Source organism: Saccharopolyspora sp. 6M (genome assembly GCF_020176775.1).
In the GTDB taxonomy this organism is placed as follows: Bacteria; Actinomycetota; Actinomycetes; order Mycobacteriales; family Pseudonocardiaceae; genus Saccharopolyspora_C; species Saccharopolyspora_C gregorii.
This window is the reverse complement of record NZ_JAIUJZ010000065.1, coordinates 31579-40737: the sequence shown is the minus strand read 5'-3', so window position 1 is coordinate 40737 and position 9159 is coordinate 31579. Positions and strand designations below refer to the sequence as shown.

Below are 9159 nucleotides of genomic sequence, written 5' to 3'. Positions count from 1 at the left end.
CCCGCCCCCCCCCGCCGCCCCCGCCCCCCCCCGCGGGGGGGCCCCCCCCCCCCCCCCCCCCCGGGGGGGCCCCCCGCGGGGGGGCCCCCGGGGGGGGGGGCGGCCCCCCCCCCCCCCCCGCCTTCGCGTTGTTCGGCGTCCTCCGGACGAGGGGACATCGAGTTGTGGGCCGTCGCGGCGCGGTCGTAGCTTGGGGCGCACCGCAGCACGGCGTCGTCGCAGGAAGCAGGCCCGCATGGTGTCGTCCGAGAACAGCCGTCCCGCGCAGTCGTGGGTGCCGGTGCCGGGGGTGTCGGACCTCGCTCCGGGGGAGGTCGTGACCACCAAGATCGGTGGGGAATTCATCGCGGTGTGCAATGCGGACGGCGTCGTGCGCGCGTTCCGCGACGAATGCCCGCAGTGCGCGCTGCCCATCGGCGGCGGCCGGTTGCTGGGGGATCTGCTGTGGTGCGCCGGGTGCGCGGAACCATTCGACGTGTCCGCCGGGGGAGTCGGCAGGAAACGTGCTCGGTTCCGGCTCGCCGCTAGGTCACTGACCGTTTCCGAAGGTTCCGCGCGCATTGCTCTATCCGCGTGATGTGCGTGCGGAGCGCGTTTCGCGGGCCATTCCGGTATGGAGAACCGAACCGTTCTCTGCGACGATGAGATGATCTTTGCCGCGTCTGGACGGATCAGCCGGAATCCGCCCGGACGCCGCAGCTGGAGGTGTGAGAGACCATGCGCGGTGGGTACGCAGCAGCGGGCCGCGCCGGGGTCCGGGTGTCGGGTCCGGACTTCCCCGAGCCGTGCGGTCACGAAGGACCGTCCGCTTCGGACGGTGCGGTCCCCCGGCAGCGGATCTCCGACGCGTTGGCGGAGCGGACGCGGAACTCGTTGGCACGGCGCAGGATTCTCGCGCTGAACCTGATGAGCTCGCCCGGCTCGGGGAAGACCACCCTCCTGGAGCGGACGCTGCGCGAGCTCGGCTCGACCGTGTCGATCTCGGCGATAGAAGGGGACCAGGAGACCCACCTGGACGCCGACCGGCTGCGGGCCGCGGGCTGCCGCGTGGTGCAGATCAACACCGGTTCCGGCGGGCACCTCGACGCCGACATGGTCGACGAAGGACTTCGGTCGCTGCAACCGGCCGGGCGGTCGCTGGTGTTCATCGAGAACATCGGGAATCTCGCCGCGCCCGCGTTGTTCGACCTCGGCGAGCACCACCGGGTGCTGATCGCCTCGGTCACCGAAGGCGAGGACAAACCGCTGAAATATCCGCACGTATTCCGCAGCACCGATCTGGTGCTGCTGAACAAGGTGGATCTGCTGCCGCACCTCGATTTCGACGTGGACCGATTCATCTCGCACGCGCAGCGCATCAATCCGCGGATCCGCGTGTTGCGGTTGTCCGCGAAACGCGGCGAGGGGATCGGCGAATGGTGCCGCTGGCTGCGCGCGCACCACGACGGGACCGCGCCCATCCCCGCGTGAGCGCTGTGGCGTTGCTCGCCCGGGCCCGCTCCGCGCGCTGATCGGCGGATACGCTCGCCGGATCATGCTCCGGGCGCGGTCGCCCGCGTCGGCTCGGCGCCCGGGAAGGTCCGGCGCCGCGGGCGCCGGTGGCCCAGCCGAGGAGACTGTGATGGACCTGTCGACCGCCGACCTCGCGGACCGCGAAGGACCGGCCATCCGCAGCTGCGATGTGCAGTTCCGGCAGTACGGAGGGCGGGAGGTGTTCGCCGGGCGGATCCGCACGGTCACCTGCTTCCAGGACAACGCGCTGCTCAAGAAGGTGCTCTCCGAGCCGGGGGAGGGCCAGGTGCTGGTGATCGACGGCGCCGGTTCGGTGCACACCGCGCTCGTCGGTGACCTGATCGCGGAGCTCGGCCGCTCGAACGGCTGGACCGGCATCGTGGTGAACGGCGCGGTGCGCGACACCGCGGTGCTGGCCGGGATGGAGTTCGGCGTGAAGGCGCTCGGCTCGAACCCGCGCAAGAGCGGCAAGACCGGCGACGGCGTCGTCGACGAGCCGGTGGAGCTCGGCGGGGTGCGGTTCGTGCCCGGCGAATACCTGGTGAGCGACCACGACGGCGTCGTCGTCCTCGCCGAACCGTGATCCGGCCCAGGTGAACGGCCCGGTCGCCCGGCCGGACACGGGCCGTTCACCTCGGCGGACGACCGGATCGCGCGCGGACCGCCCCGGATGTCCGGTTCGGTTACCTGCCGGACATCTGCGCCGCGGCAGTTGACCGGCCGGACACGCGCGCGTAGCAGAGCTGACGGTTCCCGCTCCTAACGTCCGAGGAGTGGGAAGCGTTGCCGGATGAGCGCCGGTCCAGACACGCGGGAGCCGCGGACCCGGCGTGCGGTGCACGCCCTGACCGGCCGCCACGACGTCGAGTACGAGCGGGCGGTGCCGCCGCGGCTGGACCGCACCCGGCAGGCCGCCGTGCACGACTGCCTGTTCCTCACCGGTGAGTGCGACGGCTGGTTCGCGACGGTGCTGCCCGAGGCCCTCGCCGAGCTCGTCGACACCGGGAGCGCCGCCGACTGCGCGGCCGTCGCGCACACCACCGGTGTCGCGCCCGCCGTCCGCGCCGTCGCCGCCGGGGCCGTCGGCTACGAGCGGCTGCCCGCCACCTTCCAGGCGCTGCAGCCGCACCACCTGCGGGAACCCGAGGTGCTCGGCGCGGTCGTCGCGGCGAAGCGGGTGCTGCACCGCGGCCCGGCGATGCCCGTCGACCGGGACGTGTTCGAGGACGTCGAGCGGTGGTCGGAGGCCGCCGCGGCCGCGGGCGTCCCGCTGCCGGTGGACTTCACCTGGATGCGGGAGCGGGTGCGCCGGATCGGCGCGGCGCTGCGGGCGGCCGGCCGGGACTCGCGGCCCTGCCACCGGGACGGCAGCCCGTCGAACGTGCTGGTCGGCCCCGGCCGGGAGGTGCGGCTGGTGGACTTCGACTTCGCGGGCAACGCGGACCCGCACCACGACCTCGCGGCGATGCTGGTGGAGACCTGCCAGCTCGACGACGAGTGGCGCCGGGCCGCGGAGGTCGTCGACGGCAGACCCGATCAGCAGCGCCTCGCCCGCTACCGGCTCAACGCCATCGCCGACGACCTGGCGGTGGGGACGTGGGCGCTGCTGGCCGGGGCGCGCGTGCACCGGCCCGCCGGGTTCACCGGGTACGGCCAGTGGCGGTTGCTGCGCTGCCGCTACGCGTTGCGGCACCGGCACTTCGACACCTGGCTCCGGCGGGTGTGAGGGCTCTTGCTGATCAGGGTCGGGGTGGACCTCAGCGTCCTCCTCGCGAGGAGAACGCGGGGAACCCGCGGGTGGTCCGGTTGACCAGGTGGTCGCTGCCCAGCGGCTTCGCCGCTGACAGGAGAGGGCAGCGGCGGTGGGCGCTCAGCCGTTGGGGGTGCGGCGGTCCGCGATGTGGGGTGGGGTCGGGATGCCGGGGCCGAGGTCCGGGGCCGGGATAGGGGTGCCCCACTCGGTGCGGAGCGGGAGGACCCCTGCCCAGGCGCCCGTCGCGTGCTCCGCCGGGTCGTCGGTGGGCGGACCGGAGCGGATCTTCACCGAGGCCTCCGCCAGCGGCAGGGCCAGCACCGCCACCGCGGCGAGCTCCTTCGCGTCCGGTTCCCGCGCGTGGTCCCACGAGCCGGGCGCCAGGTGCTCGGACAGCACCCGCAGCCCGTGCAGCTTCTCCGCCGGGTCCAGCACCGTCCGCGGCCGGCCGTAGATCACCGCGCTGCGGTAGTTCATCGAGTGGTCGTTGAGGGTGCGGGAGTACACCACCGCGTCCAGCAGGGTGACCGTCACGCACACCTCCGGTTCGGCGCCCGCCGCGAGCACGCTGCGCGCCCCGGTGGAGCCGTGCAGGTAGAGCACCTCGCCGTCGCGCCCGTACCCGGTGGGCAGCACCTGCGGGTGGCCATCGAGGACCAGGCCGAGGTGGCAGATCAGCGCCCCGTCGAGCACGTCGTGCAGGTCGGCGCGGTCGGTGGCGGCCCGGTCCTTCTTGCGCCCCAGCGAGGTGCGGGGCGTCGAGGACAACGGCGGTGCGGTGGTCGGTTCGGTCATGCGCTCATCCTGCGCGGCGAAGTGGACTCCCCCAAGGTCCAATTTCCGGGGAAAACGAAAGGCCACTTCACGCGAACGGGCCGCCCGCCCCGAGGGGGAGCGGACGGCCCGGACTCGATCAGCCGTGCTCAGCCGCGCGGCGCGGCCGCCGGGTCCAGCAGCCACAAGGTGCGCTCCAGGCCGACGGCCCCCGCGGCCGGGATGTCCACCGGATCCGCACCGCCGAGCGCGGCCGCCACCGGCTCGGCCTTCGCCGCGCCCGTGGTCATCAGCCACACCTCGGCGGCGGACCGGATCGCGGGCAGCGTCAGCGAGATCCGCGTCGGCGGCGGCTTCGGGCAGTCGTGCACGCCCACCACCGCGCGTTCCCGCTCCCGCACGTACGGCGTGTCGGGGAACAACGACGCCGTGTGCCCCTCCTCGCCGACGCCGAGCAGCAGCACGTCGAAGCGCGGCACCGGGAACTCCACGGCCGGCTCGGCCAGCGTCGCCAGCAGCTCCGCGTAGTGCGCGGCGGCCGCGTCGGCGTCCGCGCCGAACTTGCCGTCGGACGGGGCCATCGGGTGCACCCGCTCCGGGTCCACCGCCACGTGGTCGAGCAGCGCCGCCCGCGCCTGGGTCTCGTTGCGCTCCGGGTCGCCGTCCGGCAGGAACCGCTCGTCGCCCCAGTACACGTCCACGTTCGCCCAGTCGACCGCGTCCCGGGCGGGGGAGTGCCGGACCTGTTCGAGCACGCCGATGCCGGTGCGCCCGCCGGTGAGCACCACCGACGCCGATCCGCGCGCGGCCTGCGCGTCCACGATCCGGGTGATCAACCTGGCGGCGGCGGCCGCCGCCAGGACCTCGCCGTCGCCGTGCACGACGACTTCTTGCCTGGTCATGCCTCGCCTTCCGCCTGCTCCGGTTCGGTCGCCGCCTGCTCGGGCTCGTCGGCGGCGGGGGGTTGGTCGACGCGCCGGATCCCGGCCAGCCCACCGAGGGTGATCTCGTAGATCTCGTCCGGGTCGAGCCTGCGCAGCTCCTCGGCCAGGCAGTCCCGCACCTCGCGGCGGTGCAGCGAGAGCCGGCGGTCCGGCTGGCCCGGCTGGGTCAGCGTGCCGACCTTCCCGTCCGGCCGGACGATCTTGACCGAGCCGGAGGGGCGCCGCAGCTCGGCCGAGACGATGCCCGGGCCGCGCGGGTGCTCCACCCGGTACACCGGGACCTCCAGGTAGGCGCCGAGCCACGCCGCCAGCAGGTCCGTGGACGGGGAGTCCGCGGCACCGGTGACGACGGCGCTGGTCACCGCCTCGTACGGCGGCAGGTCCAGCGCCGCGGTGAGCATCGCGCGCCATGAGGTGAGCCGGGTCCAGGACAGGTCCGTGTCGCCCTCCACGTAGGAGCCGACGCGGGTCTTCAGGAACTCGATCGGGTCGGGCTCCGCGGCCGCGTCGGTGATCCGGCGGTGCGAGAGCATCCCGATCGGGTCCTTCGCCGGGACCTCCGGGGCCTCGGTCGGCCACCACGCCACCACCGGCGCGTCCGGCAGCAGCAGCGGCACCACGGAACCGGCGCCCTCGTCGGCCAGCGCGCCGTACAGGCGCAGCACCACGACCTCCGAGGCGCCCGCGTCCCCGCCGATGCGGATCTGCGCGTCCAGCCGCGGCGCGGCTTCCTTGGCGCCCCGGGCCACCACGATCACCCGCGCCGGGTGCTCCCGGCTGGCGTCGTTGGCGGCCTGGATGGCCTTCTCCGTCTCGGTGCCGTCCCCGGTGACGATCACCAGGGTCAGCACCCGGCCGAGCGCGACGGCCCCACCGGTCTCGCGCAGCTCGACCATCTTCTTGTTGACCTGCGAGGTGGTCGTCGACGGCAGGTCGATGATCACGGGCGCCTCCAGACACGTCCGGTGCGGGTCATCATGGAGTCCGCGGTCGGCGGCCCCCACGTCCCGGCCTTGTAGTTCTCCGGCGCTCCGTGCGCCGCCCAGTAGTCGAGGACCGGGTCGAGGATCCGCCAGGACTGCTCCACCTCGGCGTTGACCGGGAACAGCGACGGCTCGCCGAGCAGCACGTCCAGGATCAGCCGCTCGTACGCCTCCGGGGACGATTCGGTGAACGCGTGGCCGTAGCCGAAGTCCATCGTCACGTCCCGCACCTCCATCGAGGTGCCCGGAACCTTCGAACCGAAGCGCATCGTGACGCCCTCGTCCGGCTGCACCCGGACGACCAGGGCGTTCTGGCCCAGCTCCTCCGTCATGGTGTCGTCGAACGGCAGGTGCGGGGCGCGCTTGAACACCACGGCGATCTCCGTGACGCGGCGGCCCAGCCGCTTGCCGGTGCGCAGGTAGAACGGCACCCCGGCCCAGCGGCGGCTCTCCACCTCCAGGGTGATCGCCGCATAGGTCTCGGTGGTCGAGTCGCTGGCGAAGCCGCCCTCCTCGTGCAGGCCCGGAACCAGCGAACCGCCCTGCCAGCCACCGGTGTACTGCCCGCGGGCGGTGGTCTCGCTGAACGGGCCGACCGGCTTGGTCGCCGAGAGCACCTTCAGCTTCTCCGCGCGCAGGTCCTCGGGGGAGAAGCTGACCGGCTCCTCCATCGCGGTCAGCGCCATCAGCTGCAGCAGGTGGTTCTGGATGACGTCGCGCGCCGCGCCGATGCCGTCGTAGTACCCGGCGCGGCCGCCGAGCCCGATGTCCTCGGCCATCGTGATCTGCACGTGGTCGACGTAGTGGGCGTTCCACAGCGGCTCGAACAGCTGGTTCGCGAAGCGCAGCGCCAGGATGTTCTGCACCGTCTCCTTGCCGAGGTAGTGGTCGATGCGGAACACCGAGTCCTCGGGGAACACCTCGTTGACGATCTTGTTGAGGTGCTGGGCGCTCTCCAGGTCGTGCCCGAACGGCTTCTCGATGACCACCCGGCGCCACTGGTCCGGGGACTGGTCGGTCAGCCCGGAGCGGGACAGCTGGGTCAGCACCGTCGGGAACGCCGACGGCGGCACCGACAGGTAGAAGGCGTGGTTGCCGCCGGTCCCGCGCTCCTCGTCGAGCTGCTTGACGGTCTCGGCGAGGCGGTCGAACGCCTCCGGGTCGTCGAACGAGCCCGGCACGAAGCGGATGCCCTCGGCCAGCCGGTCCCACACGGACTGGTGGAACGGGGTGCGCGCGTGCTCCTTGACCGCTTCGTAGACGACCTGCATGAAGTCCTGGTCCTCCCAGTCCCGGCGGGCGAAGCCGGTCAGGGCGAACCCCGGCGGCAGCAGCCCCCGGTTGGCCAGGTCGTAGATGGCGGGCATCAGCTTCTTCCGGGACAGGTCCCCGGTCACGCCGAAGATCGTCAGGCCGGACGGCCCGGCGATCCGCGGCAGCCGCTTGTCGCGCGGGTCCCGCAGCGGGTTGCGCGGCAGGTTCCTGGCGCTCACGCCCCACCCCTCTCGTCGTGCAGTTCCTGAACGGCCTTGACCAGCTCGACCAGACCGGCGGCCCGGTCGGTCAGGTGCAGCCGCAGCACCGGGCGCTCGTGCTGGACGAGCACCTGGCCGTCGCCGAGCGCCTGGGCGCGCTGCAGGCCCGCCAGCGAGTAGGGCCGCTCCGGCACCTCCAGGTCGTTCTCGGCTTCGCCGGTGATCTGCAGGAACGCGCCGTTCTGGTGACCGCCCTTGTGGTACTGGCCGGTGGAGTGCAGGAAGCGCGGTCCCCAGCCGAAGGTGGTCTGCAGGCCGGTGCGGCGGGCCAGCTCGGGGCGCAGCAGCGCGGCGGAGGCGTCGTCGAGGCGGTCCAGGTAGGCCTGCACCGCCAGGTAGCCGTGCGCGGGCGCGGACTTGACGAACGCGCGCAGCGCCTCGGCCACGGTGCCCACCCCGGCGGTGAACCAGTCGCCGGAGGCGTAGACCTCGATGGAACCGGACACCAGCGCCGGCGTCACGACCGGACCGCCGTCGGGGCCGTCGAGCAGCGCGCGGGCGGCCTTCTTCGCGGCCTCCACGTCGGGCTGGTCGAACGGATCGATGCCCAGCAGCCGCCCGGCCAGCGCGGTGGCGAACTCCCACAGCAGGAACTGGGCGCCCAGCGGGCCGGTGGTCACCAGCTGCGCGCCGGCGCCGGCGCCGCCGACGGCTACGGTGGTGGCGTCGCGGCCCGCGTCGGCGAAGCCGGGGGCCTGCGGGTTCTCCACGACCACGGGCAGCAGGCCGGTGCCCTGCTTGCCGGTGGACTCGGCGATGAGCTGCTCGGCCCAGTCGCCGAAGCCGGGGATGCCGGAGCCGCCGTCGGCGAGCACCAGCTTCTCGGCGCCGCGCTCGTGCGCCGCGCCCCACGCCGCGGCCAGCCGCACCGCCGGGTTGTCCGCGGAGTCCTGGCGGACCAGCTCGAACGCGCTCGCCGCCTCGTCCAGCAGCGCGGTGATGTCGGCACCGGCCAGCCCGGCCGGGACCAGCCCGAACGCGGTCAGCGCCGAGTAGCGGCCGCCGACGTTCGGGTCGGCGGTGAACACGCGGCGGTACCCGGCCTCGCGGGCGGCGGTCTCCATCGGTGACCCCGGGTCGGTGACCACGACGATGCGCGTAGCGGGATCGATTCCGTTCGCGGAGAACGCCGCCTCGAAGATGCGGCGGTGGCTGTCGGTCTCGACGGTGGTGCCGGACTTCGACGACACGACCAGCACGGTGCGGTCCAGGTCGCCGGACAGCGCGTCCCCGACCTGACCCGGGTCGGTGGTGTCCAGCACGGTCAGCGGCACGCCCGCGGTCGCGGTGATCACCTCGGGGGCGAGGGAGGACCCGCCCATGCCGGCGAGCACGACCCGGTCGACGCCGTCGGCGTGCAGCTCCGCGCGCAGCTCGGCGATCTCCGCCAGCAGCGGGCGGGAGGTCTCGTGCAGGGTGGTCCAGGAGAGCCGGATCGAGGCTTCGCTCTCGGCGTCCGGGCCCCACAGGGTGGCGTCGCCCGCGGCGAGACCGCTCGCCGCGCCGTCCGCGGCCAGCCGCTCGGCGAGCGCGCGAGCCTCCCCGGCCAGACCCTCGTCTGCGATCTCGACTGAAGTTTCGGTTGCCATCTGATTCCTCGTGTCTAGGGGATGGGCGACGCCGGCCGGTGGGCGGACCGGACGCCTCCGCCGCGGGGG

The 9159-nt window shown here is 73.6% G+C and carries 9 protein-coding genes; 4 read left to right on the top strand and 5 right to left on the bottom strand.

Annotated features, from left to right (window positions below; all coding sequences use genetic code 11):
- Positions 1-235 precede the first annotated feature (235 nt).
- From LCD31_RS10795 to LCD31_RS10780, 4 genes are all read left to right on the top strand, one after another.
- The gene (locus LCD31_RS10795; protein WP_224957703.1) at positions 236-577 is read left to right on the top strand and encodes a Rieske 2Fe-2S domain-containing protein; all 342 of its coding nucleotides are present in this window, start codon (positions 236-238) and stop codon (positions 575-577) included.
- A gap of 140 nt (positions 578-717) precedes the next feature.
- Positions 718-1470, top strand: coding sequence for a hydrogenase nickel incorporation protein HypB (gene hypB, locus LCD31_RS10790; protein ID WP_224957702.1), 753 nt, complete (start codon positions 718-720; stop codon positions 1468-1470).
- Between the two features lie 151 nt (positions 1471-1621).
- Complete coding sequence (rraA, locus tag LCD31_RS10785; protein ID WP_224957701.1) at positions 1622-2095, top strand: ribonuclease E activity regulator RraA; 474 nt, start codon at positions 1622-1624, stop codon at positions 2093-2095.
- Between the two features lie 207 nt (positions 2096-2302).
- On the top strand, positions 2303-3238 hold the full coding sequence (locus LCD31_RS10780) for a phosphotransferase family protein (protein ID WP_224957700.1): 936 nt from the start codon (positions 2303-2305) through the stop codon (positions 3236-3238).
- Between the two features lie 144 nt (positions 3239-3382).
- On the opposite strand, the gene LCD31_RS10775 is transcribed toward LCD31_RS10780, so the two are convergent.
- From LCD31_RS10775 to LCD31_RS10755, 5 genes are all read right to left on the bottom strand, one after another.
- The gene (locus LCD31_RS10775) at positions 3383-4060 is read right to left on the bottom strand and encodes a pyridoxamine 5'-phosphate oxidase family protein (RefSeq protein ID WP_224957698.1); all 678 of its coding nucleotides are present in this window, start codon (positions 4058-4060) and stop codon (positions 3383-3385) included.
- Positions 4061-4188: 128 nt separating this feature from the next.
- Positions 4189-4941, bottom strand: coding sequence for a 6-phosphogluconolactonase (gene pgl, locus LCD31_RS10770; protein ID WP_224957697.1), 753 nt, complete (start codon positions 4939-4941; stop codon positions 4189-4191).
- On the bottom strand, positions 4938-5927 hold the full coding sequence (gene opcA, locus LCD31_RS10765) for a glucose-6-phosphate dehydrogenase assembly protein OpcA (RefSeq protein ID WP_224957696.1): 990 nt from the start codon (positions 5925-5927) through the stop codon (positions 4938-4940). Before opcA ends, pgl begins: the two co-directional genes overlap by 4 nt.
- Positions 5924-7459, bottom strand: coding sequence for a glucose-6-phosphate dehydrogenase (gene zwf / locus LCD31_RS10760; RefSeq protein ID WP_224957695.1), 1536 nt, complete (start codon positions 7457-7459; stop codon positions 5924-5926). The genes opcA and zwf overlap by 4 nt, the downstream gene beginning before the upstream one ends.
- Positions 7456-9090: a glucose-6-phosphate isomerase gene (locus LCD31_RS10755; RefSeq protein ID WP_224957694.1), complete on the bottom strand. Its 1635-nt coding sequence runs from the start codon at positions 9088-9090 to the stop codon at positions 7456-7458. Before LCD31_RS10755 ends, zwf begins: the two co-directional genes overlap by 4 nt.
- Positions 9091-9159 lie beyond the last annotated feature (69 nt).